This is a genomic window from Rhodobacter maritimus (assembly GCF_058747975.1).
The window spans coordinates 1878671-1903541 of record NZ_CM179095.1 but is presented as its reverse complement, the minus strand read 5'-3'; the positions used below and the strand labels follow the sequence as shown (position 1 = coordinate 1903541).

The window sequence follows — 24871 nt, the reverse complement described above, 5'->3', positions numbered from 1 at the left end:
AGCCAACCCATGTCCGACGCCACCACCCATCTCCTGCTGCCCCATATCCTGGCGGCGCAGGCCCAGAAGCACGTCACCCACAACGAGGCGCTGCGGATCCTCGACGGGCTCGTTCAGCTCTCTGTTATCGATCGGGACCTGGCAGCACCCCCTGCGAGCCCCGCCGACGGCGACCGCTACATCGTCGGCTCGGGCGCGACAGGCGACTGGGCCAGCTGGGACCTAAACGTCGCACTCTGGACCGATGGCGCCTGGCTCCGCCTGCCCCCACGGACCGGCTGGCGGGCGTGGGTCGAGGACGAGGGGCTGCTGCTGGTCTATGACGGGTCAGGTTGGGTAGGAACCACGCCGGCCGCGCTGCAGAACCTTGCGCTGCTGGGACTCGGCACGACGGCCGATGCGTCGAATCCGTTCTCGGCCAAGCTGAACGCGGCGCTCTGGACCGCGAAGACCTTGGCCGAGGGCGGCACCGGCGATCTGTTCTACACCATGAACAAGGAGGCTGCGGGCGACGATCTCGGCCTGACGCTGCAGACCGGCTTCGTGACCAAGGCGCTGGTGGGGCTGTTCGGCTCGGACAGTTTCCGGCTCGCCGTCTCCGCCGACGGCAGCACCTTCTTCGACGGGCTGAGCGTCGACAACGCGAACGGCATCGTCGATCAGCCCCGGCTGCCGCGGTTCAAGGCGTACACCAACTACGACAACTATGTCGGCGTAGGAACCTGGACGAAGATCGGCCTGAACAACACCGACTATAACGATCAGGGGGCGTTCGACGCCGCGAACAACCATTTCGTGGCGCCTTCGGATGGCACCTACCTCTTCGGCGCGACGCTGCTTTACAAGATCAACGCCAGCGCCACGGCCCGCATGCGCGGGCGGCTCGTGCTGAACGGCACGACGGAAATCCGCGGCTCCCTCGGCGAAATCTCCGCCACCCATGTCTCGCTAGCCACCGCGATCTGGCTGCAGACCATGGTCCCGCTCACTGCGGGCGACACCGTCGAGTTGCAGGGGTATTTCCGGGTCGCGGACGGCTACTTCGCGGCTGACCACACCTCGTTCTGGGGCGCGAAGATCGGCTGAGCGGCAACAACGGGATTGCACACGCCCCTTTGACCTGTGCGGCGCTAGCGGAAAGAAATGCCTTGAAGCTCTAGTTGGTGGAGGTTGCATATCGAGACACGAAAGCGCTGCTCGTGCCTCGCGAGCCTGCGCAAATGCCCAGAACAAAGGCTGCCAAATGCTGACAAGACGACACTTCGTTCGATCAACCACAGCGCTGTTTTCAGCGTCGGTCTCCGGCCCACTCCTCGCCGATACCTGGCCCACCGAGGCGCAGAAGGCTGCCTGGGATGCACAGGTGACGCCTCCAAATTATGTCCCCGAAACCTCCAATCCTTGGGGTCTGCACCCGCGGTTCCTGCCGCAACGAGTCGTCGCGAAGGACGGTCTCGTACCGGGAGATATCCATGTCGATGCGGTCGCGCGATATCTCTACCATATCGAGGAGGGTGGAACCGCTATGCGTTATGGCGTGGCGATCGGGCGTGGCGACCTCTACGAACCGGGTATCTATACGATACAGCGCAAGGTCGAGTGGCCGCACTGGACCCCGACCCAGAACATGATCGAGCGGGAACCGGAGATTTATGCGCAGTTCGAGGGTGGTGTGGAACCCGGGCCCGAGAACGCGCTCGGATCGCGGGCCATGTACCTCTACGTCGGGGATCGCGACACATATTTGCGGATTCACGGTACCCCGTTTCCGCAAAGTATCGGCAGCCGAGCCAGCTCGGGTTGCGTCAGGATGGTGATGGCGCACATCAACAGTCTCTATCCACGTGTCGAGATCGGCTCGACGGCGTATCTCTATTCGGCGGAAGGCAGCCTTGCGGCACCAGAGGTTGGCGACCTGTGGTGATGCGCGCCGAGCGACGGATGCTGCCGTTCGCATTCGTCAGGCCTGCGCCTGCCGACAGATAGCCGCTCCGTTTCTTGCCCGAAGTGGCAGGAGCGTTGTCTCGACCTGACCGCGATGCTCGTACCAGTAACACCCGTCGTCAGGCAGCAGGCGGACGGTTGAGAGATCCTGACCGTCCGCCGCCAATTCGAGAACGATCTCGGGAACGCCGGACTCGGGTTCAGTGGCAGGCAACTGGCCGACCTCCTGCGAGCCGCAGCTTGCGGTCAGAAAGAGTGCGACGACAGCCATCTTCATCCGTGTCCGAGTAATACTCAGCATTGTTGTTCCTTCCGCTTATGCCACTCCTCGCGACGGTTTTCATGGGTAGTGCTAAAACCGCACGGATCACCGCACTTTCTAGCAAAAATACAAACTGAAATACCACCGTATTTTGCTCTTGAAGCTCTAGCTACTGTAGGGGCTATGTCATGGTGATGCACCCGAATCCAGAGGTCCATTCATGCCGTCCGACACCCATCACCACGATCACGATCATGCCGAAGACGACCAGGCAAACGGCGGCAACTGTTGCGGGAGCGCGGGAACGTGCGGCGACATCGAGCCGACGACGCCCGCGCCGACGGGCGGGCGCAGTTTTCAGGTGTCCGGCCTCGATTGCGCCGAGGAGGTCGCGATCCTGAACAAGGTGGTTGGCCCGAAGATCGGCGGGGCCGAGCATCTCGCGTTCGACGTGATCAATGGACGGATGACTATTCTCGACAGCGCCAAGAGTGTATCGGACGGCGAAATTGCAGAACTGGTCGCAAGCACCGGCATGACCGCCAAGCCCTGGGATGCCGAAAACGCGTCGGTCGACCAGGCGGCCCATCTTGCACGACAGCGGCTGTTTACGGCGCTCAGTGGCGGCTTCTGGGCCGCGGGATTTCTGTGGCACATCATCGAGACCGGCATGGGGGGGGCACTCGGCCTCTTCGCAGGGCACGGCGAAGCGCCGATGCCACTGGTCGAGGCAGGGCTATTCGCGGTTGCGATCCTGTTCGGTGTCTGGCTCGTGGCACCCAAGGCATGGTCGTCCGCACGGAGGCTGTCGCCCGACATGAACCTGCTGATGGTGGTCGCGGTGGCCGGTGCCATAGGGCTTGGCGAATTCTTCGAGGCGGCGACGGTTGCGTTCTTCTTCTCGCTCTCGCTCTACCTCGAAAGCTGGAGCGTCGGGCGTGCGAGGAATGCGGTCTCGGCGCTCTTGGATCTTGCACCACCGACGGCGCGCGTGATCCGCGAAGACGGAAGCGAGGCCGACGTTCCGGCGGCTCAAGTCGCCGTAGGCTCAAGCTTCATAGTACGCGGTGGCGACCGTATCCCCCTCGATGGTGAGGTGACGGACGGCGCGGGCGCGGTCGATCAGGCGCCAATCACCGGAGAGAGTGCGCTGGTCCCAAAGGAACGAGGCGACGAAGTCTATGCCGGCACGATCAACGGCGAAGGCACATTGACGGTGCGCGCCACGAAGGCCGCCTCGGACACCGTCTTGGCCAAGATCATCCGCATGGTCGGCGACGCCCATGCCCGCCGCGCGCCGGTGGAGCAATGGGTGGCGAAGTTCGCCCGCATCTACACGCCTATCGTCATGGCTCTCGCCATTGCAATTGCCCTGCTGCCGCCGCTCATTTTCGGTGGGGCCTGGGATTATTGGTTCTACAATGCACTCGTGCTGCTAGTGATCGCCTGCCCGTGTGCTCTGGTCATCTCGACACCGGTCTCCATCGTCGCCGCACTCACCGCTTCAGCGCGGGCCGGAGTGCTGATCAAGGGCGGTGCATATGTTGAGGCACCGGGCAAGACCACTGCACTGGCCATGGACAAGACCGGCACGATCACCATGGGCGAGCCCGAGGTGGCGGCGGTGCATCCGCTGGGTAGAGCATCGGCGCAGGATCTGATGACCCTCGCCGCGGGGCTCGAGGCACGTTCCTCGCATCCCTTGGCGCGCGCCATTCTCGCGCGGGCAGAAGCCGACGGCATCAAGGTGTCCGCCGCAGAAGATACCCGAACCGTTCCTGGTAGGGGACTTGAAGGACGCACTGACGGCCGGTCGATCTGGCTAGGGTCGGACCGGTTTGCCGAGGAGAAGGGTTTCGGTGACGCCATTCCGAAGGATTTGCGCGACCGCATCGAAGGGGCTGGCAGCACCCTTGTTGCCGTGGGCGACGACACCGGCGTGACCGGCATCCTGGAATTGCGCGACCGTATCCGCCCCGACGCCAAGGGCATCGTGGCACAGCTCCACGCGCAAGGCGTGAAGACCATCGTCATGCTGACGGGCGATAACGAGCGGACGGCGCGCGCCGTTGCAGCCGAGGTCGGCATCGACGAGGTCCGCGCCGAGCTTCTGCCCGAAGACAAAGTGACAGCCATCGAAGAACTGGTCGAAACGCATGACATGGTGGCCATGATCGGCGACGGGGTGAACGACGCCCCCGCCATGGCGCGGGCGCATTACGCCATCGCGATGGGTGCTGTTGGTTCGGACGCGGCAATCGAGACTGCGGATATTGCCCTGATGACCGACGACCTTGGCAAGGTGCCTTGGCTGATCGGTCATTCGCGCCGGACAATGTCGATTATCCATCAGAACATCGGTATTTCCTTGGCGACCAAGGGCGTTTTCGTTGTCGCTACCGCGTTTGGAGTGGCATCGATGTGGGGCGCTATTGCAGCCGACGTAGGAGTGTCATTGCTGGTGGTGGCCAACGCCCTGCGCCTGCTGAACAGCCAAGAGGCCAAGGCGCCTCCGTCCGGCGGTGAACAGGTTGGTCCACAGATGACAAAGGCCGCGCTTGCCCATGCACATTGATCACGCAGCATTTGCAAGGTACCGTAATATCCATATCCGACCTCACCAAAGAGGCATGAGCAGTGAAAACCATCCGATTTCCCCGCCGCGCCGTCCTGTTGGGCGGGTTCGCAGCGTTTTTGTCCGGCTGTGCCAGCAAGTTCCGCAGCTATGGCGGACCCGAGGTGACCCGTGTTCGGCTTTATAAGGGGCAGCGCTTGCTTGTTCTCGACGGAGCCGATCGCGTATTGCAAACCTATCCGGTCGGGCTGGGTTTCGCTCCTGAGGGTCACAAGCAATTCGAGGGAGACGGCCGGACCCCGGAGGGCACCTACATAGTCGATAAGCGCAACCCTGAAAGCACTTATCATCTTTCGGTTGGCATCTCTTATCCGAATGAGGCCGACATCGCTTTTGCCGAGGCGCAGGGCCGATCCCCCGGGGGCGACATCTTCATCCATGGTGGTCCACGACCCGGCATCGACCCAACGGACGTCCGCGACTGGACAGCTGGCTGCATCGCGGTCACAGATCGGCAGATCGAGGACATCTATGCAATGGTGAAGGACGGAACACCTATCCACATCTTTGCATGACGGTGTTTCTCATGCGGCGGTAGCGCGCCGTCGCATTGGTCGCCGTTGCCCAGCTCCACGAAGCCAAGATGAGCGCCAGCAGCATCCAGTCCCCGAAGCTCGCGTAGAGTGTCGGCGGTCGCGCGGAGGGCAGGCTAGCGTCGATGATGCCCGTTTCGCCGGTATCGAGCCGCGCAACGATCTCTCCGCTCGTGTCGATGACCGCAGAGATGCCCGTATTCGCGGCTCGAATGACAGGAAGGCCTTCCTCTACGGCGCGCATACGTGCGGAAGCCAGATGCTGCTCAGGTCCGATGCTGGTGCCAAACCAGGCGTCGTTGGTTGCGTTGAAGATCCAGTCTGGCTTGAACAGGTCGTCGACCACATGGCTTGGGAAGATGATCTCATAGCAGATCGCTAGGGCGACCAGCGGCACACCCGGAAGCGCAAGCGTTCGCGGGCCCGGTCCGGGCGTAAAATCGCCCAGACCCGCCGTGAGCCGCTCGATGGGCGACCAGCCGCGGAATGGCACATATTCGCCGAAGGGTACGAGATGATGTTTCGCGTATCCGGTCAGGATTCTGCCGGTCGCGCCAAAAGCCTGGACCGTGTTGAAATATCGGGTGCCATCTTCGCTCGGTACACGGTCCGGCACACCGGTGAGCAGCACCCTGCCGTCTGGTAGCGCAGCGGCAATGCGATCCCGTGCCTCCGTATCCTCATCGAGGAAACCCGGAAAGGCGGTTTCCGGCCAAAGAAGAACGTCGAAATCGCCGGGCTGGGTTGAAAGCTCAAGATAGCGCGCGAAGGTCGCCTCGCGGTTCTCGGGCGCCCATTTCTCCTCTTGTGGAATGTTGCCTTGGACGATGCGCAGGTCGACACCGGGTGGCTGTTGTGCATCCGACTGGAGGCGAAGCGTGCCGACAGCCCACATCGTCGCGATGCCCGCCAGCGCCATGAGCGAAACGGTCAATCGTTGCCGCCCGGACGCCATGACAGCCGCGCCGGGAAGTGCCGCGACGAACACGGTGAGAAAGCTTAGCCCATAGCTTCCGACCCAGGCGGCGGGTTGGCGAGGAGCGGCGTAATCGACCAAAGCGTAGCCGGCGAGGTTCCATGGAAAACCTGTCAGAACGTGACCGCGCAACCACTCGGCCACGGTCCAGGAGGTCGCGAACAGGAGGCAGGCCAAGAGACTGCCCATGGCTCCACGCCGCGCGATTTCGGCGAAAAGCGCGGCGGCAATGGCCGGGAAAATCGCGAGACCTGCGGACAATCCCGCGACGGCCGGGATCGCCATCGCCCCGAACCGCTCGGCCTCGACGTAGAAACTCTCTGCAATCCACGAAATCCCGAAACCGAACTGGCCGAGACCAAACGCCCAGCCGACGAGGAAAGCGCGCCCGAAGGAGAGATCGCGAAGCCCGACAAACAACGCGGAATAGGCAACGGGAACAAGCAGGAGAATCGAAAGAGGCGGGAAAGTCAGAACCGTCAGCGCCCCGGCGGCGAAACCAAGCGTCATCCGCGAAAGCAAACAGGGGCGCAGAGCGATGCGGTTCAGAATTTCCGTCTTCACGACTTGATCGGACGCCGCGCGCTGATCCATGGCGCGGCGAGCAAGAGCCCTACGCCACTGACGACAAATACATCGGCCATGTTGAAGGCAGGCCAATGTGTTGTGCCAATGTAGAAATCGAGAAAGTCTGTTACAGCCCGATAGCGCACACGATCGATGACATTGCCCAGCGCTCCGCCAATGATCGCGCCGTAGGCAAGTGTTTCGGCCGCATTTTCGACGCGAAACAGCATGACAGCAAGCCAAACACAGATGGCAAGAGCGAGAGCGGTGAGGCTCCACCACGGCGCGCCGCCCAGCATCCCGAAAGTCACGCCGTCATTACGAGAAAAGACGAGGTTGAATCCCGGAAACACGGAAATCCCGGCGCTAAAAGTGGCGGCATTCGCAACGACAATGGCTTTGGTGATCTGATCGATTGCGAACGCAGCAAGCGCGGCAAAGACGCCGATCACTTTGGGTAGTGACATTGCCTCACCCCAACCAGACATCGAGAAACAGCATCAGAACGAGCCCGACAGCCAGGCCGAGCGTCGCCCTGTTCTGATAGCCGCTGCGATGGGTTTCGGGGATAATCTCGTGGCTGATGACGTAGAGCATTGCGCCCGCGGCAAAGGCCAGTCCCCATGGAAGCAGCGGTTCCGACAGTGTGATGATGCCGGCCCCGAGCAGACCGCCAATCGGCTCGACCATGCCAGTCAGCGCCGCAATGCCCCAGGCGCGCAGCTTCGGATATCCCTCGCCCAGCAGCGACACCGCGACGGCCAATCCTTCGGGCGCGTTCTGCAAGCCGATGCCGATGGCGAGTGGGAGGCCACCTTCCATGCCACCGGAACCGAACCCGACCCCGACCGCGAGACCCTCGGGAAAGTTGTGGATCGTGATCGCGATGATGAACAGCCAGACCCGCCGCAATGACGCCGCTTCGGGCCCTTCGCGTCCCGTCTTGAAATGCTCGTGCGGCAGCTTTTCGTTCATCAGGGCGACAGCCCCCATGCCCAGAAGGATCGAGACGCATACGATGGCCGCAGGCATCGCGCCGTTCTCGAACATCGGCTCTGCGGCATCTAATGCCGGGATGATCAGCGAAAAGAACGAGGCTGACAGCATGACACCGGCAGCGAAGCCGAGCGACAGATCGCGCGTGGCCCGGGACGGGATGCGCCCGAACAGCACGGGAGCTGCTCCGACTGCCGTGAGCGAACCGGCGGCGAGACTTCCGAGAAAGCCGAGCATTATCGGGGACAGATTTTCCATGGGCGGGCCAGATTATCCTTCGGCGTAGCTTGAAAAGACTTCCGTCGACCCGTCCTCGCGGATGAGGAAGACATCATAGGCTTCGCGGTCATCTTCAGGCCCCATACCGGGCGAGCCATAGGGCATCCCCGGAACGGCGAGGCCTACGGTGTCCGGGCGCTCCTCGAGAAGGCGGCGGATGTCAGCGGCCGGGACATGGCCCTCGATCACGTAGCCATCAATGACCGCGGTGTGGCAGGAGACCATGCGCTGCGGCACGCCGTTGTCGAACTTGAAGCGAACCAGCGATCCACCGAACATGTCCTGGCCCGTCGGCGCAAAACCGTTTTCTTCGAGATGGTTCATCCACGAGAGGCAGCAGCCGCATCCGTTCGTCTTGCGGACGTCGATCGCCGTTGCCTCTGCGAGGGCCTGTGCCGCCGGGAAAAGGGCGAGCGTGATGGCCAGAGCTTGGGTCATGCGTTTCATGGATCAGAGCCTTTCGGTTATCGTTTCGGCAATCTCGCTGCCGAGGTTTTCATTCAGAAGCGCCCGCGCCTCGGCCAGACGCGAGAGCGCGGCGGTATCATCCGCTTCGCGCTCGGCTGCTTCGGCGAGCCGGTCGTCAGAGAGGGGGTCAGTCGGGCGCCCATCCACGAGCACCTCATAGTGCAGGTTCGGACCTGTCGCCGTGCCAGTCGCGCCGACGCGGCCGATCACGTCTCCCGCCGCAACGCGTTGGCCTTGTGCCAAGTCTTCCGGCACGGCGCTCAGATGCGCGTAGCGCGTCATGGTGTCGGAGCCGTGCAAGATTTCGACCACGCGACCATATCCGCCGCGCCAGCCGATGAAATTGACCCGCCCCGGTGCCGTCGCTTGAACCGGTGTCCCACGTGCCGCTGCGAAATCGACGCCGGTGTGCATCCGGACGTTGCCAAAGACCGGATGCGTGCGGCGTCCGAACACCGAGCTCAGGCGCGCACCCTCGACCGGCTGTGCGAAGACGCGCAGCACCTCGCCATCGACGTAGATCGTCGCCTGACCGCTGCCGTCGTCCGGCCATACGATCTCGTAAAGCGAACCGCCGATCTCCAGTGCGGCGAAGGCGAGTTCGGGCTGTCCGATCCTGTCCTCGCCGACCCGCGCCTCACGCCAGAGAAGCCTTAGTGCTTCGCCGCCGGCCATCTCGCGGCGGAAATCCACGGTCCCACCCAGCATCTGCGCAAGGTCCACGGAAAAACGGGCGGGTATGCCGGCTTCGTCGAGTGCCGCGAAGATCGAGCTGTCGATCACGGCTTTGCCGGCAAGGGTTACGATTTCCGGATCCGGAGTCACGACCTGTGTGGACAACTGCTCGCCGAAAATCACCTCGATCCGAACCCCGTCCTCGACGGCAAGTGAGACGGTGCGGGGGCTGCCGTCCATGGTCGAAGCGACAGTGACCGAGTGCCCCGGCCGCAGCCGTCGCAGATCGTATTCCGCGCCAAGCGCGAGGGCAACTTCGGCTCTGTCAGAAGCCGCAAGTCCAGCTTCGGACAGCAAGAAATCGAGCGTCTCGCCTGGTAAAATGTCGCGCGACCACGTCGACAGCGGTGGCTCGATCGCCCTTACCGGCCTGTCGGCAAACGCGACCTGCAGAAGGGGCAGCGGGCTGAGGTCGGATGCATCGTCTGCCCATGCCGCCGCGGGCAGCATCACGGGGATGTCAACGTTCTGGGGGGCTTCAGGACCTTGGGGCATCCAGCTACCTGCCTGGGCAAGTTCCGGCGGCACGGGTTCTTTCGACAAAAGATCGGAGATCGCGATAGCTGCCCCGGGAACTGTCCCCGCAATTGCGACACAAGCCGCCAAAGTTCTGAGCCTCATGTCGCCCCCTCCATTTCTTCTTCCAGCGCGCGGCGAATTTTCGGCACCGCGAATTCTCTGGGTTCGTGATAGTCGATCATGGTGACGAACCGCCCAGAGGCTGCGAACAGGAAGACGCTCGCGCTGTGGTTCATCGTGTAATCGCCGCTCTCCGTCGGCACCCTTTCGTAGGTGGCGTGGAAGCCGTCCGCGACGCGCGCTATCTGCTCCTCCGGCCCCGTCCAGCCGCGAATCGCCGGATGGAAGTAGCCGACATATTCGGCCATCGTTTCGACAGTGTCGCGCTCGGGATCGACCGTGATGAAAACCACGTTCATCTCGTCGGCCTCGTCTCCCAGATCGTCGAGCCATCCCGAAATGTCCGAGAGCGTGGTCGGGCAGACATCGGGACAGTAGGTGAAGCCGAAGAACGCCATCGTCGGTCGCCGGATCAGGGTTTCCGGCCCGACCGCGTTGCCCTCATGATCCGTCAGACGGAAATCCATCGCGGTCAGAGCCACAGGCCGCTGCCCGATAGGCTCAGGTCCACCGGGGCCATCGACCTGCCACCAACCGGCAAAGAGCATCAGGGCGACCACCCCGACACCAGCCGCGCCGTACCCCAGGATCGCCCGTCGCCGCATCAGTCCTCCGGCCCCCGCGCGGCGATGCCGAGGATCGTCACCTCGACCGTCACTTCGCCTCCGTCGTCGAAAAGCAGGGTCAGCGGAAAGGTTTCCCCTTCTGTCATCGGTTCTTGCAGCCGCATTAGCATTGCGTGCAGGCCCCCCGGTTCGAGCGCGACGCTCTCGCCCGGGGCGATCGCGATTTCCCCCGCCGGGCTCATGGAACTCACACCCTCGGCATTGGTCTTCGTCTCGTGAATTTCGGGCATCATCGCGAGCGGTGTTGTAAGGCCGATCAGCGTCACCGGCTCGTCGCCAGTGTTGCGGATCGTCATGTAAGCGGCCCCGGGACGGTTCACCCCGATGGAGGCGCGGGACCACGCGTTCTCGACGACAACATCCTCGGGTGCGGCCAGCGCGGGCACTGAGAGCCCTCCAAGGGTCAAAAGCGCCGCCAGTGTGCTGGTCAAAATATACTTTTTCATCGTTTTGATCCTGCCCTTTCCATTCAGCTTTGCGCGGCAGCGACTTCGGCAGCCACCAATCGCCGCAGTTCTGCCTCCCCGAATGGATCGAGCGGCTTGCCGTTCACGAAGAATGTGGGCGTCTGGCGAACTCCCACGGTCTCTACATCGGCACGATCCTGATTCAGGATCGCCACGACATCGGGTGCCAGCATTTGCGTGCGCGCGGCCTCGGCATCGAGTCCGGCCGTGGTGGCGATCTGAAGGATCAGGCCAGGCGCCGGGGCACCGTGTGACGCCCATCTCGGCTGTTCCCGCAGAACGGCCTCGAGCACCGGCACGTAAACGTCCTGCATGTGCGCCGCCTCGAGCACGCGGATGGCTTCCTCGGATGCCGCGCCGTGGAAGGGCGTGTAGCGGATCACGACGCGGACAGCATCCCCATGCTCGGCCATGATGTCCTTCACGATGGGATGAAAGGCGCGACAGGCCTCGCAGGCCGGATCGAAGAATTCGACGATCGTGACGGGCGCTTCCGCAGGCCCGAGGATGGGCGAGTAGGGGCGGATCATCGCGTCCGCGAGTTCCGGCGCAACAGGCTCCGCTTCGGCCACCGGGCCGGGGCGGGTTGCAAACCAGGTGGCTCCGCCGAAACCGGCGACGCCGAGGGCGAGAACGGACAGGATCAGGCCGCGTCGGTTCATGTTCGTGTGTCCTTCAATGAAAGGGCCGACAGCGCCCCGATCAGCGCGAAGGCGGCGAGCGCCATCAGCGGGATCGGGACGCCGAAGACCAGTTGGTTGTCATCGGTGCAAGAGGGGCCGGTGGCCGTGCAGGGCTGGATGCGTTCGGGAACAAGACCGACGTACAGCCCTATGTGCCAGAGGGCGATTGCGCCGCCGCCAAGCGCCAATGCGATGCCGTAGCGCCCCACGCGGCCGTCCCGCCACCAAAGGCCGAACCCGAGGACGATGGCCAAGGGGAACATGAAGGCGCGCTGGAACCAGCACAGCACACAGGGCGTCTGCCCCAGCACCTCGCCGATGAAAAGCACGGCAAGCGAGGCGACGAGCGCGATGATCCACGCCAGCCCGAGGGCTATTTCTCCGGATATGCGGTTCATTTCGGTCAGATCCTCTCTTCCAGATCGGCGAAGATCTCTTCGGCGGAGGTGCCGTAGGGCCACGAGTCGGCGAAGCCCGCGTCGGGATCGAAGAGGAACAAATGCGACGTGTGGCCCATCGTGTAACCATCCGGCGCCGCAGCCTCTTCGACGCGTTCAAAGAAGATCGGAAACGTCTCGGAGGTGGCGGCGATCTGTTCCGGCGTGCCGGTCAGACCGATGATGCCCGCATCGAACAGCGGGACGTATTCGGCGAGTGCGGCGGGCGTGTCCCGTTCGGGGTCGATGGTGATGAAAATCGGCTGGACCTTGGCGGCATCGTCGCCCAGACCGTCCATCACCGCCGCGACCTCAGATAGGGTCGTCGGGCAGACGTCGGGGCAGTTGGTAAAGCCGAAAAAAACAAGCATCCAGCGCCCCGCAAAGTCCTTCTCGGTTCGAACCATACCCTGGTGGTCCGTCAGTTCGAACTCAGCGAAGAAAGGCGGCTCGGCGTCAGTTCGGGCGCTGTCGGCACGATAGTCGGACCAGAGTAAAAGCCATACGAAGGCAAGCGCTGCCACGCCTGCCAAAACCCAAAGAAACTTCTGTGCCGATGTAAGAGACAATCCTGTTCGCCTGCCATTGATCCTTGTGTGTCTGCGCGTCTACATCCTCTAGCCACTGAAGGTTCAAGCATGAAGATGGCGCCTTGATGCGACATCACGCGCCTGTGAATCCCGCACTTGCCCGCTCACACCGCAAAACCTACAAGGACTGTATATTTTTTCTGGAGGTGAGAATGCTCACGATCGGCACTCTGTCAAAGAAGACCGGCACGAAGGTGCAGACCATCCGGTACTACGAGCAGATCGGGCTCATGCCCGAACCTGGCCGGACCGAGGGCGGACAGAGGCGCTACGACGGTTCACAACTCGATCGCCTGTCCTTCATCCGCCACTCGCGGCAACTCGGCTTCTCGCTCGATGCGATCCGCGAGCTGCTCGACCTCAGCGACCATCCCAATCGGCCCTGTGATGAAGCTGATGCCATCGCGCGTCGCCAGCTCAAACGGGTGGAGCAGCGCATGGCCCGCCTGAAGGCGCTGCGCACGGAACTGAAACGCATGGTCCACGAGTGCAGCGGCGGGCGGACAGCGGATTGCCGGGTGCTGGAGGTATTGCGGGACCATTCTGAATGTCTGACCGAGCACGACGAGATTGGGGCCTGATTGGACCATGCCAATGTCGCGGCAGGAACTTAGACCAGCCGCAGGAGTTCTTCGATCGTAAACCACGAGCCGAAAACGAGAAATGGCCGCAGAACAAGATTCAAAAGAGAGACGCACGCTCTGGATCGTTCTGGCGCTCAATATCGGTCTGGCCGTGGCTTTTTTTGCAACCGGTGCGTTCGGCGATTCCAGCGCCTTGATCGCCAACGGCCTCGACAACCTTTCCGACAGCTTCGTCTACGCTATCAGCCTGTTTGCGCTGTCCCGGTCCGGCAAATGGAAACGCGGAGCGGCGAACATCTCCGGTGGGCTGCTGATCCTGTTCGCTGCAGGCATCCTCTACGATGCATGGCGCCGCTACATCGGCGGGTCAGATCCGCTCGGGACGATCATGATCGCCATGGCCCTGATCGCCGCGGCGATCAACGCGGTCTGCGTCTGGTTGCTCGCCCGACTCCGCGAACCGGACGTCAACATCCGCGCGGCGAACACCTTCAGCTGGAACGACTTCGCCGCGAACCTCGGGATCGTCGTGGCTGGCGGTCTCGTCGCCTGGCTGGGAACGAACTGGCCGGACCTGGTCGTGGGTGTGGTCGTGGCCGGGATCGCGGCGTGGGGCGGTATCGACATCCTGCGCGATGCACACGGCGAACACCACAAAGCCGTTCATGCCGACGACCGGTAGCGATTGATCGCCTTCTGAGAAAAAGGACTTGAAGCTACAGTCGCTGGAGCATTTATGTAGATCCTCGCCAGACTCGAGGAGATGCATCTTGCCCGCCATTGACCCCTTGCTGACAGCCACGCGGCTGCTGGATTTCGAAGCCGCTCCTATTGCGGATCTGGTCGCGGGCCGCGGCTGGCAGGCTTTTGGCGAGCATGACCGGATCGGTGCCGCCTATGATTTCGTCCGAAACGAGATCGCTTTCGGCTACAATCGTGCCGACGACATCCCGGCCTCAGAAGTGCTGTCGGACGGCTACGGCCAGTGCAACACCAAGGGCACGCTGCTCATGGCGTTGCTACGTTGCCTTGGCATTCGGTGTCGCCTGCATGGCTTCACCATCCACAAGGCGCTCCAGCGCGGTGTCGTGCCCGAGTGGGTTTATCCGCTGGCCCCCGCGGAAATCCTCCACTCCTGGGTAGAGGTCGAGACCGAGAATGGATGGATCAATCTCGAAGGGTTCATCCTGGACACGCCCTTTCTGAAATCGCTGCAACGGGCGTTCATCGAGATGGAAAGCCTTTGCGGCTACGGGGCCAGCACCGACTGCTTGAGCGGCCCACCGGTCGAGTGGACCGGCGACGACACATATATCCAGAAGACCGGCATCGCCCGCGATCTCGCAACATACGCTATACCAGACGAGTTCTACCGGGGGCATCGCCAGGACTTCGGCGCCTTGCGCGACTGGCTCTATCGCCACGTCATCCGCCACTGGATGAACAGACGCGTGCGCGCAATTAGGCGGGGCAAGGTGCCGCAAATCCCCGGCCTCGCTCGCCCGAACCATCTTCATGAGGAGACGCACCGTGCCGCATGATCACGGCCATGCCCACATCGATCCCGCATCCGGTGACCGGCGCGTGTCCATCGCGATCTGGGCGAACGCCCTTCTGACCGTCGCACAGATCGCGGGCGGCGTCGTTTCGGGCAGTCTCGCGCTGATCGCGGATGCGCTGCACAACTTCTCGGACATGGCGTCGCTGGTGATCGCTTTCGCGGCGCGCAAGATCGCGCGGCGGCCCGCCGACGAACGCATGACCTTCGGATACGGCCGGATCGAGATTGTCGCTGCACTGATCAACTACACGACACTCATCCTCGTCGGCGTTTACCTGATCTACGAGGGCGGTATGCGCATGATCGATCCGCCCGAGGTTCAGGGTTGGACCGTCGTGATCCTCGGCGGCGTGGCGCTCGTGGTCGACGCTCTGACTGCGGCGCTCACCTGGTCCATGCAGAAGGGCAGCGTGAACATCCGCGCGCTCTTCCTGCACAACCTCTCGGATGCGCTCGCCTCGGTCGCCGTGATCGTCGGCGGCACGCTGATCATTCTCTACGACCTGCGCTGGGTCGATCCCGCAATCACCATCGGTATCGCGCTGTATATACTGTATCTCGCACTGACCGAGATCGGCGGCCCGATCCGGACACTGATGCTGGGCAGCCCGCCGGATATCGACAACTCGGCCGTGATTGCCGCGATGCGGGACGTGGACGGCGTTACGGATGTCCACCACGTGCATCTATGGCAGATGCAGGAACACGAGGCGGCGCTCGACTGCCACGTGGTCGTCGCCGAAGATGGATGGACAAGAATTGAGGCCATCAAGGGCGAGATCAAAGCACGACTGAGCGAGCGCTTCGGCATCGCTCATTCCAGCCTCGAATTCGAGAATGAAAGGAACGCCCACACCAACGCCAACCTCTACGGTCACGGTAGTAATGGCCATGAATGATCAGGAGCACGAATTGACGGAAGAACGATATTATCTCGCACCTTCATACACTTAAGCGCAGGGCGGGCAGTGTCAGCTTGGTGGAGAAGGTTGGATATCAGGCCCATCCCCTCCGCCATTTGCCCCCGCGAAAGCGTTCTACCGATCCGGCTGCGGCCGGATTTTTCCGTTGTTTTCGGGGCTTATGCGGGAGGGGCTGTTAACCGGCCCATACCCCGGAAGGCGCACACGCGTTCTCTTCGGGCCAATATTCTCCGGACCTGTTAACCGATGGCTTTCCGGTGAACAGCTTTATCCAATTGAAAAAAATAACTAATTTATTCTTGCCGCGTGAGGCAGGTTCTCAGTTCCTTCCCCTTCTCGGTCGGGTCTGGCATCGAACTCGTGAAGGATCCATGCCCACTTGACCTATGATTGTCGATCGATGGTCAGACTAGCCCCACGATCCGGTTAGTTGCGACGGTGCCCAAGCGGAATAGCGTCTGCCGCTGGGCCGAGGCCAGCCGCCATGAGCGGGCGAGGTCTGACTCCCAAGGGGTCACGATGAGCTCAAACGAGCCATCGGTCAGGCGGCGGAACATAACGGCTGTGTCGGCATACTCAAATCCACCCTGCGCGGACGTGGGTAGATTCATCCGCTCCATCTTGTTGTTGCCGTGCCACGTCAATCGTCTGTCGCCCCATACGCGCGCACCACTGCGAAGGACGGGCTCACCAATCGTTAGATTATGCGGATAGTCGTACTGGTCGAACACAAAGCCGAAGAACCGATGGCCCCCGCGCGGTAGTTCCAGTTGGTTGCTCGATCCGCCCTGAAGGGCCTCACCGTGGACCCACATGGCCGCGTAATCGGCCGGGTTGATGGCTCCGTTCGCGATAGCGAGCCTGAACAGGGGTAGCGCGGCAGCGGCGACGGGTGCCGGCGCTACTACAGGCTGCGCCTCCTGCTCGATCTCGGGCGGCGGCGGCTGGGCCTGGCGCAGAGCGGTATAGGCTGCTAGCAAGTCGTCGGTTAGAGCGGTCGTTTCATAGCAGGCCTTATCGAAGGCTTCATCGGCATCGGCTCGTGAAACGCCCTGCTGAACCCATGCCGCCTCGGTATTGACGCTAAAGCCACGGCTGGTCAGGTTCGCCGAACCGACCAGTGTGCTGCATGTTTGGGGATCGGTGCCAAAGGTATAAAGCTTGGGATGAAAGGCACGCTGCGGCATGAGCGAGCCCTGCGCCAGCCTTTGCGCACCCGATACGAAGACGGTGGCGTTCGCCAGCCCGCGCCAATGCTGCAACGCTTGAGGTTCGGTTAGACCGAAATCAAAGGATGTCACAAGAGTTTTGGGCATCGCCGCGAACGCGGCCGGGCCCACGGCATTTGTGACGGCAGACAGCAATATGTTGACGCCGCCGAGCGTGACATATGCCGACGCTGCGCGGATATCGATGGCCCCCGCCGCGACCATATCGACTAGGGCATGGCGCAGGCGCGCCGGTTCTGCGGCGTTCTGAACAATTAGCATACCGGAGCCTGCGTCCCGCTACCGTCGCCGCCGGATGATGCGGTGGATGCACCGGCCAGCGCCGACTGCGCCAGCGTCTCGAGCTGCGCCAGTAGCGGCGATGCGTCGAGCAGCGTGCGCAATTTGCGGCGGCGCGCAGACAGTGCTTTGGCAGGATCGGCCAGATAGGGGTCCGTCGCGCAATGCCCGTCCGCTAAATTGGCAATATCCTCGGTAAGGGCCGCGATCTTCTGATGATCGGCATTGCCGGCATCGTATTTGGGCATCATTCTGTATGGCAGCGTGTGAAGATGCCGCTCGCCAAAATCGCCCTTCGGGTTAAACGCGAGGGTCGCGTTGGTGAGAGCCACGCTGTTGAGCATGCCGACCTGGTACCAAGCCTCGTCCGCGTCCGTCACGACTTTCCAGTAGAGGGTCTGGTCAACGACAAGGTCTTGAGCCTGCGCAATCGGAACGCACGCCGCGCAGATGATCTTGCCGCCGGCTCCAGCCAGAATAAGGTGCCCCGTCATCCCGAAGACTTGCTTGGAAAGCTTGCCCCGCTCATCGATGCGCTGTTGAAGCGACTTGCCTTTCCCCACCGTTTTGAGCTTCTGGTTAATCGCGGCGAACCGCCGTGCGGTCTGAGTAAAGCCCAACCTTCGGATTTCGGCCTCGTCGAGAACGCTCCACGTTCCGCCCGCTGCGCGCAGAGCCGGCAGAGCCATGGGCGCGCGATGAGCACCGAGAACGAATGGCAGCAGGTTCTCCGACTGCGCCATGCGATATATGAAGCGCGGCGCGACATGGCCGGGGAAGCGGTCTGCCGCCATTTCCTTGGCTGACTTGATCGTAAATCCCCATGCGGAAGCGCGTGTCGGCGTATCGACGCGGTACTCCGCGCCCGCATGCTGGACAATGTCCACACAGACGGCTGTGCGCGGCATAAGGTCGGCTCCTTGTTGGGGCAGGTCGCCACCATACCCGGCCACTGCTGAGCCGCCGCCCGTTTCGAGCACCCAAGCGCTGCGAGCCGAACCGATGGTGCGAACCGAAAAGCCTGCGGCATTCAGCCCCGCGTCGGTCGCAACGAAGCCGCTGAACGTGCTTTGTGGAAGACCGGTCGTGTTCGCTCTTTTGTGACCGACCAGCGCCGCGCCGGGATATTTGAAAGTTCCGGGGGCGACCTGCCAGATTTCAGCGATGTCGAACGGCACCGGTCGGTCGCTTGTCAGGAAATCATGCTGCCTGAGCCGTTCGTGGTGGGTGCCGTTAAGCACCGTGCCGGGTACAAGGCAGGCGACGCAGCTATCCGGGCCCAGATAACGGTCGATGGCATGAAGTAGGTGCATCGTCCCCAGCTCAAGATGGAGAAAGGACTGTCCTGCGGGCTGGATGCCGTAGAGTTTCGCCCGGCCTTTCAGCAAGTCGCGGTACGGGTTGTCGGCCAGCCCACTCATGGCGAGCCATGGCGGATTGGACACAAGCCCGTTGAAGTGGCCGCTCAGGAGCCCCGGCCTGTAGGTATTGCGTAGGATGAAAGCCCAGATGCCATTGCGCCCGGCGACGGCCAGTTCAGCCATGCGAAGCGCCAGCGGGAACAGCGCCTCGGAAAGCTGCGTGTAAAGCTCCGGCGACAACGTGATCCCGAACGCCGCGATCGTGCCATCGAGAAAACTGTCCGCGTCCGCCTTGCTGAATCCCACAATGGTGCCGCGTCGCTGCGCATCACGCGCCTCGTCATAAGCCCAGTCCACGACCCGGTCGAAAAACTCTCGGTACGCCGGCTGCACCAACGCTGTCGGCAAATGTACGGTCGTGCCGTCAAGCGATACCGGAATAGTATCGCTTTCGCCCACCAGGGGGACTGACGCGGAAACCGGCGTGACGGCGAACAGCGAGTCCGCATGATAGACCGGGATGACGATGGGCTTTGTCGCCGCCTTGATCTCGGCCGAGAGGCTGACAACCCAGGTCGTCTTGGCGAGGCTGACGGCCAGCGGGTCGATGTCGAAGCCGGTCGCAACGTCTTCAAGCTGCTCGATCGCGGTAAAGCCGAATCGGTCCCGTGTAGCCTTTAGGATTTCGGCGAGCATCGTGCCGGACCCGCAGCACATATCGATGATCCGGGGACTTTCCCCGTCCGGGAGGCCGTCTATGCAACGGTCGGCAAGCAGACGGGCGAGCCAGTGCGGAGTCCATTCCTGGCCGAGCAGCTTGCGCTGGCTGCGGCGGGCGAGCTGCGCCATAAAGCGGCCGAATAAATCCTCTTCAGGATACCAGCTGAAATCGTAAGCAAAGAGATCGCGCTGGAGTTCTCGGGCCACCGCGACAAGCCGGTCGATGTAGGCCGGGCTAAGAAGCCACCCAAAATAATCCAGCTCGACCACATTCTCCAGCTGGAAATTGTCGCGGAAGAATTCCCCGTTCAGGATTGTCTTCAACTCGTCGTCCGTGCTGAGCACCGCCTTGCCGGTAAGCACGTTCGCGCTCAGAAGCCGCGCGAGAAGGGTCACGTATGCTTCATCGACATACGCGACGGTGCGGAATGTGCCCGCGGGCCCTTCCAGATGATCGACGAACTGCGACCAGAGATCGGTGGCAAGGCCCGCCGACGGATCGGCCTTGCGCCCCTCGTCCACCAGCAGCGACAAGGGCCCCGAACTGCTCTTGTATGCAGCCGAGTCCATGCCAAGGTCGGAGGCGAGGAATTCCGACCGCAACGGTCGCGACTGTTCGCGCGCCAGATGTTTCTTGATAAATCCGCCGAGCTGCTCGGCGGACAGGGCGCTGTCATCGGGCAGCTTGAGTTCGTCGATGACAACGAGCGTGATGTCGGCAGCCGTGCAGGCTGATGGTTCGACCCCCGCTGCAAGCTCGGCATCGTAGGCGTACCATTCGACCGTATCCGACAGTACGCCCCGGACCGTTGAAACCGGCATGCCCGCGCGAACAAGCCCCGCTGCCTGCTCCTGCACCTGCGCGTAGCCGGTATCACGCTTAGCAGTGTTGCGCAGGTCGGCTTCGTACTCAATCGTGGTCGAACCCACCAGATTGTCGATGAATCGGGACGCGGCCTTGCCTGATCCAGTGCCCACCTTGGTATGGGCTTCCGTGCCTTCGGTGTAGTTGTTGATCCAGGTCTCATGCGCGGTGTCCGGGAACATGAGCCGCAATCGTCCCTGGAACTCGCTGCGCAGCACCGCCTCGACATGACCTGCATCCCGCAGCATACGGCAGCGCGCGATGGTTTCACGAATGCGGGTAATATCAGCTGTCATGGACGGTCCTTTGACGGGCGACGCACGCAGCCTCCAGGCGAGAGTCGATGTGGCGCGCTACTTCTTTGAGGTTGTTTTCATTCACACCGGGCAACGAAACGGCCAGGATGAACATGTCGATCTGGTGCTGGGCTGTCGGCACGCCCGCAGCCAGCTGCTGTCCGAGCGCGGCAAGTCTCTCGCAGTCGAAGTCCGATAAAGCGGGAATCGGCACCTGTCGAATGTGCGTCGCTTCGAGTTTGAGCGCACCGCCGCCAAGCGGCGTGCCGGCGGCTTCCATCGCCGCCCGGCACCAGCTGCTGTGGAACAAGGCATAGAGCGCATGCGCTGTCCACTGCCTCTGCTCCGCCCACAAGGTTGAAAAGTTGGCATCGATCAGCACCGGCGGCTGCATATTCAGCGCGACGGCCGGTGTTCCGTGATTAATGCGCGGCGTAAAGATCGCGGGCAGGTGGCGCGCGTTGAAGGCCGGCAGCATGTACCAAAAGCGCGGAACGTCGCGGTCGTTGGCGGGCCGACGGACATTGGTGCGCACGGCCGTAAGATCGGGAATATACCGCGCAGGCTCTTTGGGGTTCGGCGCATACCGGGAGGCGAGCCGCACGAACGATGCAAGTTCGGGCGGCATTACACGCGGCACGGACAGGCCCCACCTGCGGTAAGCCTCCGTCGCTTTGGCGACGGCCGGTTCGTCTTCTGGCAGGATCCAGTTCGATAGATCAAGCACGCGGGTCACCGGAAGTTCGCCGCTCGCGAAGGCCTGCATATCCGCCTGGCGATGGAGAACAGGCCGCAGCGCCGCCGCCGGAACGCGGAAACGCATGTTCTGAAAGCTCTCCGACGCTTTGACGATAACGGTCTCGTTTTCATCCTCACCGGCAAGCGTCACATAGAAAAACCGGTTGCAACCCGAACGCAGGCCTTGGCTGACCCGGATGCCCGCCCGTTCAAGCGTCTGGAGACACACCGGTGCCGCGCCGGGCGGCAGCATGTCGCGCAAACCCTCCGGCAACGCCGCCGACCTTGCCTCCCCGACTGAAATAAGCGGCAGCGCGTCGCGCCGGTTTTCGGCGATCTGAAACCAACTCTTGCGTCCAAGGCGCTGCTCCAGCATTTGCCATTCCCCATCCAGCGCAAACGGGCGGCTCTCGATACCTAGAACCTCCTTGTCCGTTGCCTGCGCCCAGGCTGCGAAATCCCGCTCCGGTTCTGGTCCGGGAAAGGCTCTCCCGACGAGGGATTCTCCGCTCGCCGCCGCTGGCGCAACTTGCAGCCAAGTTGCTGCCGGCAAGTGCGACCGGCCCGAGACTGGCGCTTGCGCCTCGTCCCAAGAGAGCCGCCGCGCGATTACAAGATGCGTGCGCACCAGCGCGTCCGAAAACCAGCCGGGCTGCGTATCGGCAACGATGAATTCAAGGCGAAACGCGCGCAGTAGCAGGTAGCGCACGACATCGGCGTAGTCGCGCGAGCGCCAGGTTGCGGGAACGACCAAGGCGAGGCAGCCACCCGGACGCGTTAGCAGGGCGGACAGGAGCCAGGCTGGCACGGAAAGATCTGCGAGGCCCGAATACCCATCAACCAGAGCCTGCCAAAGCGCGCGTTCGTCACCGTATAAGCTTGCGTCCACAATCGCGGACAAGCCCCGGCGCACATCACCGACACCGGCACCGTTCCCTTTTTGCGACTGGTATCTCACATACGGGGGATTGGTAATGACAAGATCGTAGCCGGGCGCGTCCAGCGCAGCGATAGTTGCCGGATCAAAGGCGCTTCCCGTGACAATGCGGGCAGCGTCGACGGCATCGTCCGCCTGCAACGCCACGGTCCGGCGGTCGCAGAAGGCGGCCGTCTTGGGGTCGAGCTCGATGCCGTCCAGCCGGCCGAGCCGGGCACCTCGGGCGCGCGCCGTCAATGCCGCCGCGTCGAGTAGGTCGCCGTGCCCGGCCATGGGATCGATCACGGAGTGCGTATTGGGGTCGAGCGCGATGTGCGCCAGCAGTGTTCCCAGCGGCAATCCGGTGAAGAACTGCCCTAGGCGCTTTCGCTGGGCCGCCGGCAGGCCTTCCTCGAAGGATCGCGCCGAGGACCTGATCGCGCTGACCGCGTCAGTCGCCGGCACTGCAGAGTACTCCGGGCGGCGTTTGTTCCGCATACCAGCGATAGAAAACATCAGCGTCGACTGGGACTTGCTGATGATGGCTTAGGAAATGCGTTACGAGGCGGGAATACAGCCTCTGCGCCGTCGCTTCGGCCGGATCATGCGCGGCGGTCGCCGCGCGGTGAAGCGCCGTAGCGACAGCCCATACACAGTCGTCCGCCCCAACCTTGCTTTCGATCTGGGCCTTGGTATTGCGGCGCGGCCCCAACAGGAGCACGGGGTCGCCGCGCACGGCCCCTTCGGTAGTGACCTGCTTGAAGCTGCCCTGCTTTTTGTCGAGCACCCCCGCATATTCCACGTCGAAACCGGCATCCCGGTAGGCGCGCTGCAAAGCGTTCCAGACGTCGGCGGACGCGGAATGAAACACCATCGTGGCTTTGCCAGACGGCTTCAATATCCTGCGGGCCTCACTGAACGACCGCGTAAGCAATTCCCTGTACTCGTCGATGGCCTTGCCCTGGTCCGGGCTCACGATGGCTTCGTCCGTGCGGTCGGTAAACGTCTTGAGCCAAGCCTCGTTTATGAAACTGAGTTCGGCATAGGGAATGTTGGCCCCGAAGGGCGGGTCCGTGAACACATAGTCGATGCTCTCGGATGGCAGCGCGATATCGCAACTGGAACCGTGGACGACTTCGACCTTGCCGCTGCCGCCGTGAATGGTCTCGAACGCCTGTGCAATCGTCGTCAGCTTGCGCCGCAGTCCTGCAAAAAAGTTCTTCTCGACCGGCAGGCCGCTGACATACAGCACGCCGGGCTGGGCGCTGGTGACGACCAGGTCCTTCTGACCGGACTTCGCCACGACGCGCGTCATGATCGTGCCGTGCGCCGCGTTGTAGCTCAGCAGCCAGAAGCGAAGCCCCTCGCGGAGCGCGCCGCGATAGGATTCCACACGCTCCCACATGCGGGCGAATACGATGAGGTTACGCCGGGTGTAGAAATGATGAACGTGCGTAATGCCCTGATGGTAGCCCTTCCGGTAGAGGTCACCCCAAGGGATCAGCGCCTGCGGCACGCATGACGGGATCGGCTCGGCCTGGATCTTCTTGATAAGCGTCAGGTCGGCGGCTGTGGCCGGGCGCGACCAGCGTTTTTTTCCGGTCGAACCATAGACGCGGGCCATCGCCCGCCCGCGCAGGGCGCGCTGTTCGCCCAATACGTCGTCACGTTCCTGCACCGTCACCCGCGGCACACAGTCCAACGGCTCTTCATGGCTGCATTTCGGGCAGGAGAAGGTGGAGGAAATCTCCGCCGGATCAAGCGCGACGCACGCATCCCACAGGGTGACGACGCCCCGGCAAGCAGGGCAGCGCAGCTTGTCGCTCCAGATCAGATGACGAAGGAAGCCCTTCGCGCCGGAGGGGTCTCGCGCCTCGTACATCCAGCCGTCTTCGCTCTCGCCTGCGGCCAGTACGTCTTCGGCCGCCTTCCTGAACGCGGCGGGATCGGGCGGATTGGTCAGGGTCCGGCCGACAAACGAGCCGAGCGCGCCCAGCTCATAGAGAACGGCGTTGCGGGCACCCCATTGCACGTTAAGGCCGAGACGGGCCGCTTCGGCGCGCAGTTCCGCGGTCGGTCGCTCGCACAGCAACGCGGCAAGGCCGGTAGTCCCACTGCCTCCGAACCCGTCAAATACGGTGTCGCCAGGTTTGGTGTGGGCGGCGATATACAGAGCGATTGCTTCTGGCGATATCTTAGTTGGGTATGGAAAGGCACCGTAAAGGGCGCCAGTCCTCTTTGCAGCCAAGGGTCGCCTGTACAATGCGTCCAGAGAAGCCTCCGACATCGAATGGGCCGATTTGGATGGCTCAGCCTGAATGTGAAGCATGTGGTAACTGTCCCCCGGAAATTCTTCTTTTCGTTACGTAAGTTGCGACGCGGTCGGTTGTTTTTCGGACGCTGGGCTCTGCGCCGCCCGCGCCGGCTGCCGATGACGGCGCAGATACTCATCTATCGCGCGCCTTACCACCCAAGAGACCGACACATCATCCTTGTTGGCCAGCATATTTAAGGCGTCGAAGTCCCCGGACGTGACGCTTACGGTGACCCGGGGACCGAGTT

General features: G+C 62.7%; 24 protein-coding genes. 8 read left to right on the top strand and 16 right to left on the bottom strand.

Annotation, left to right across the window (positions count from 1 at the left end; translation table 11 throughout):
- Positions 1 to 9 precede the first annotated feature (9 nt).
- Complete coding sequence (locus tag AC4PTO_RS09650; protein ID WP_255330494.1) at positions 10 to 1086, top strand: DUF2793 domain-containing protein; 1077 nt, start codon at positions 10 to 12, stop codon at positions 1084 to 1086.
- Positions 1087 to 1243: 157 nt separating this feature from the next.
- Entirely contained in the window at positions 1244 to 1924 is a 681-nt protein-coding gene (locus tag AC4PTO_RS09645; RefSeq protein ID WP_090735029.1) for a L,D-transpeptidase, read from the top strand.
- 36 nt (positions 1925 to 1960) lie between these two features.
- Here the strand turns inward: AC4PTO_RS09645 and AC4PTO_RS09640 are convergent, their stop codons facing one another.
- A complete protein-coding gene (locus AC4PTO_RS09640) occupies positions 1961 to 2245 on the bottom strand; it encodes a hypothetical protein (protein ID WP_040610620.1) in 285 nt (94 codons plus the stop codon).
- A gap of 181 nt (positions 2246 to 2426) precedes the next feature.
- Between AC4PTO_RS09640 and AC4PTO_RS09635 the strand changes: the two genes are divergently transcribed.
- Positions 2427 to 4781, top strand: coding sequence for a heavy metal translocating P-type ATPase (locus AC4PTO_RS09635; RefSeq protein WP_119001071.1), 2355 nt, complete (start codon positions 2427 to 2429; stop codon positions 4779 to 4781).
- A gap of 62 nt (positions 4782 to 4843) precedes the next feature.
- A complete protein-coding gene (locus AC4PTO_RS09630) occupies positions 4844 to 5356 on the top strand; it encodes a L,D-transpeptidase family protein (RefSeq protein ID WP_040611036.1) in 513 nt (170 codons plus the stop codon).
- On the opposite strand, the gene lnt is transcribed toward AC4PTO_RS09630, so the two are convergent.
- The 10 genes from lnt to AC4PTO_RS09580 are packed head-to-tail and all read right to left on the bottom strand — an operon-like array spanning position 5337 to position 12816.
- Complete coding sequence (gene lnt / locus AC4PTO_RS09625) at positions 5337 to 6944, bottom strand: apolipoprotein N-acyltransferase (protein WP_119001072.1); 1608 nt, start codon at positions 6942 to 6944, stop codon at positions 5337 to 5339. The two genes, AC4PTO_RS09630 and lnt, sit on opposite strands and share 20 nt — an antisense overlap.
- On the bottom strand, positions 6911 to 7369 hold the full coding sequence (lspA, locus tag AC4PTO_RS09620) for a signal peptidase II (protein ID WP_090735086.1): 459 nt from the start codon (positions 7367 to 7369) through the stop codon (positions 6911 to 6913). Before lspA ends, lnt begins: the two co-directional genes overlap by 34 nt.
- Positions 7370 to 7388: 19 nt before the next feature.
- Positions 7389 to 8171, bottom strand: a complete 783-nt coding sequence (locus AC4PTO_RS09615; RefSeq protein ID WP_101498978.1) for a ZIP family metal transporter — start codon at positions 8169 to 8171, stop codon at positions 7389 to 7391.
- A gap of 12 nt (positions 8172 to 8183) precedes the next feature.
- Positions 8184 to 8639, bottom strand: coding sequence for a DUF411 domain-containing protein (locus AC4PTO_RS09610; protein ID WP_119001073.1), 456 nt, complete (start codon positions 8637 to 8639; stop codon positions 8184 to 8186).
- A 3-nt stretch (positions 8640 to 8642) separates the two neighbouring features.
- Positions 8643 to 10016, bottom strand: coding sequence for a M23 family metallopeptidase (locus AC4PTO_RS09605; protein ID WP_119001074.1), 1374 nt, complete (start codon positions 10014 to 10016; stop codon positions 8643 to 8645).
- The gene (locus AC4PTO_RS09600; RefSeq protein WP_119001075.1) at positions 10013 to 10639 is read right to left on the bottom strand and encodes an SCO family protein; all 627 of its coding nucleotides are present in this window, start codon (positions 10637 to 10639) and stop codon (positions 10013 to 10015) included. The genes AC4PTO_RS09605 and AC4PTO_RS09600 overlap by 4 nt, the downstream gene beginning before the upstream one ends.
- On the bottom strand, positions 10639 to 11106 hold the full coding sequence (locus tag AC4PTO_RS09595) for a copper chaperone PCu(A)C (RefSeq protein WP_119001076.1): 468 nt from the start codon (positions 11104 to 11106) through the stop codon (positions 10639 to 10641). Before AC4PTO_RS09595 ends, AC4PTO_RS09600 begins: the two co-directional genes overlap by 1 nt.
- 23 nt (positions 11107 to 11129) lie before the next feature.
- The gene (locus AC4PTO_RS09590; protein WP_119001077.1) at positions 11130 to 11789 is read right to left on the bottom strand and encodes a DsbA family protein; all 660 of its coding nucleotides are present in this window, start codon (positions 11787 to 11789) and stop codon (positions 11130 to 11132) included.
- Positions 11786 to 12208, bottom strand: coding sequence for a disulfide bond formation protein B (locus AC4PTO_RS09585; protein WP_119001078.1), 423 nt, complete (start codon positions 12206 to 12208; stop codon positions 11786 to 11788). The genes AC4PTO_RS09590 and AC4PTO_RS09585 overlap by 4 nt, the downstream gene beginning before the upstream one ends.
- A gap of 5 nt (positions 12209 to 12213) precedes the next feature.
- Entirely contained in the window at positions 12214 to 12816 is a 603-nt protein-coding gene (locus tag AC4PTO_RS09580; protein ID WP_255330492.1) for an SCO family protein, read from the bottom strand.
- Positions 12817 to 12989: 173 nt separating this feature from the next.
- Here AC4PTO_RS09580 and AC4PTO_RS09575 point away from each other — a divergent pair, with 173 nt between their 5' ends.
- From AC4PTO_RS09575 to AC4PTO_RS09560, 4 genes are all read left to right on the top strand, one after another.
- Complete coding sequence (locus tag AC4PTO_RS09575) at positions 12990 to 13418, top strand: MerR family transcriptional regulator (protein ID WP_007426244.1); 429 nt, start codon at positions 12990 to 12992, stop codon at positions 13416 to 13418.
- 82 nt (positions 13419 to 13500) lie between these two features.
- Positions 13501 to 14103 (top strand): cation efflux transmembrane domain-containing protein, encoded by a 603-nt coding sequence (locus tag AC4PTO_RS09570; RefSeq protein WP_090735048.1) that lies wholly within the window; start codon positions 13501 to 13503, stop codon positions 14101 to 14103.
- Positions 14104 to 14191: 88 nt separating this feature from the next.
- Positions 14192 to 14962, top strand: a complete 771-nt coding sequence (locus AC4PTO_RS09565; RefSeq protein ID WP_137457499.1) for a transglutaminase-like domain-containing protein — start codon at positions 14192 to 14194, stop codon at positions 14960 to 14962.
- Positions 14952 to 15881: a cation diffusion facilitator family transporter gene (locus AC4PTO_RS09560; protein ID WP_090735052.1), complete on the top strand. Its 930-nt coding sequence runs from the start codon at positions 14952 to 14954 to the stop codon at positions 15879 to 15881. Before AC4PTO_RS09565 ends, AC4PTO_RS09560 begins: the two co-directional genes overlap by 11 nt.
- A gap of 428 nt (positions 15882 to 16309) precedes the next feature.
- Here AC4PTO_RS09560 and AC4PTO_RS09555 read toward each other — a convergent pair whose 3' ends face one another.
- Genes AC4PTO_RS09555 through AC4PTO_RS09535 form a run of 5 tightly spaced genes read right to left on the bottom strand, consistent with a single transcriptional unit; the run spans position 16310 to position 24815 of the window.
- The gene (locus AC4PTO_RS09555) at positions 16310 to 17395 is read right to left on the bottom strand and encodes a restriction endonuclease PLD domain-containing protein (protein ID WP_492728015.1); all 1086 of its coding nucleotides are present in this window, start codon (positions 17393 to 17395) and stop codon (positions 16310 to 16312) included.
- Complete coding sequence (locus AC4PTO_RS09550; RefSeq protein WP_492728013.1) at positions 17389 to 20655, bottom strand: N-6 DNA methylase; 3267 nt, start codon at positions 20653 to 20655, stop codon at positions 17389 to 17391. Before AC4PTO_RS09550 ends, AC4PTO_RS09555 begins: the two co-directional genes overlap by 7 nt.
- Positions 20645 to 22825 carry an Eco57I restriction-modification methylase domain-containing protein gene (locus tag AC4PTO_RS09545; RefSeq protein ID WP_492728011.1) on the bottom strand — a complete coding sequence of 727 codons (2181 nt, stop codon included), beginning with the start codon at positions 22823 to 22825 and terminating at the stop codon, positions 20645 to 20647. Before AC4PTO_RS09545 ends, AC4PTO_RS09550 begins: the two co-directional genes overlap by 11 nt.
- Positions 22761 to 24638: a DNA methyltransferase gene (locus tag AC4PTO_RS09540; protein WP_492728009.1), complete on the bottom strand. Its 1878-nt coding sequence runs from the start codon at positions 24636 to 24638 to the stop codon at positions 22761 to 22763. The genes AC4PTO_RS09545 and AC4PTO_RS09540 overlap by 65 nt, the downstream gene beginning before the upstream one ends.
- 33 nt (positions 24639 to 24671) lie before the next feature.
- Positions 24672 to 24815: a hypothetical protein gene (locus AC4PTO_RS09535; protein WP_492733595.1), complete on the bottom strand. Its 144-nt coding sequence runs from the start codon at positions 24813 to 24815 to the stop codon at positions 24672 to 24674.
- Between the last annotated feature and the right edge of the window lie 56 nt (positions 24816 to 24871).

Bases quoted from the DNA above. Each gene is read 5' to 3' on its own strand.
- AC4PTO_RS09650 (WP_255330494.1), top strand. From the start codon at position 10: ATGTCCGACGCCACCACCCATCTCCTGCTGCCCCATATCCTGGCGGCG.
- AC4PTO_RS09645 (WP_090735029.1), top strand. From the start codon at position 1,244: ATGCTGACAAGACGACACTTCGTTCGATCAACCACAGCGCTGTTTTCA.
- AC4PTO_RS09640 (WP_040610620.1), bottom strand. From the start codon at position 2,245: ATGCTGAGTATTACTCGGACACGGATGAAGATGGCTGTCGTCGCACTC.
- AC4PTO_RS09635 (WP_119001071.1), top strand. From the start codon at position 2,427: ATGCCGTCCGACACCCATCACCACGATCACGATCATGCCGAAGACGAC.
- lnt (WP_119001072.1), bottom strand. From the start codon at position 6,944: ATGGATCAGCGCGCGGCGTCCGATCAAGTCGTGAAGACGGAAATTCTG.
- AC4PTO_RS09615 (WP_101498978.1), bottom strand. From the start codon at position 8,171: ATGGAAAATCTGTCCCCGATAATGCTCGGCTTTCTCGGAAGTCTCGCC.
- AC4PTO_RS09610 (WP_119001073.1), bottom strand. From the start codon at position 8,639: ATGAAACGCATGACCCAAGCTCTGGCCATCACGCTCGCCCTTTTCCCG.
- AC4PTO_RS09605 (WP_119001074.1), bottom strand. From the start codon at position 10,016: ATGAGGCTCAGAACTTTGGCGGCTTGTGTCGCAATTGCGGGGACAGTT.
- AC4PTO_RS09600 (WP_119001075.1), bottom strand. From the start codon at position 10,639: ATGCGGCGACGGGCGATCCTGGGGTACGGCGCGGCTGGTGTCGGGGTG.
- AC4PTO_RS09595 (WP_119001076.1), bottom strand. From the start codon at position 11,106: ATGAAAAAGTATATTTTGACCAGCACACTGGCGGCGCTTTTGACCCTT.
- AC4PTO_RS09590 (WP_119001077.1), bottom strand. From the start codon at position 11,789: ATGAACCGACGCGGCCTGATCCTGTCCGTTCTCGCCCTCGGCGTCGCC.
- AC4PTO_RS09585 (WP_119001078.1), bottom strand. From the start codon at position 12,208: ATGAACCGCATATCCGGAGAAATAGCCCTCGGGCTGGCGTGGATCATC.
- AC4PTO_RS09575 (WP_007426244.1), top strand. From the start codon at position 12,990: ATGCTCACGATCGGCACTCTGTCAAAGAAGACCGGCACGAAGGTGCAG.
- AC4PTO_RS09570 (WP_090735048.1), top strand. From the start codon at position 13,501: ATGGCCGCAGAACAAGATTCAAAAGAGAGACGCACGCTCTGGATCGTT.
- AC4PTO_RS09555 (WP_492728015.1), bottom strand. From the start codon at position 17,395: ATGCTAATTGTTCAGAACGCCGCAGAACCGGCGCGCCTGCGCCATGCC.
- AC4PTO_RS09550 (WP_492728013.1), bottom strand. From the start codon at position 20,655: ATGACAGCTGATATTACCCGCATTCGTGAAACCATCGCGCGCTGCCGT.
- AC4PTO_RS09545 (WP_492728011.1), bottom strand. From the start codon at position 22,825: ATGTTTTCTATCGCTGGTATGCGGAACAAACGCCGCCCGGAGTACTCT.
- AC4PTO_RS09540 (WP_492728009.1), bottom strand. From the start codon at position 24,638: ATGCTTCACATTCAGGCTGAGCCATCCAAATCGGCCCATTCGATGTCG.
- AC4PTO_RS09535 (WP_492733595.1), bottom strand. From the start codon at position 24,815: ATGCTGGCCAACAAGGATGATGTGTCGGTCTCTTGGGTGGTAAGGCGC.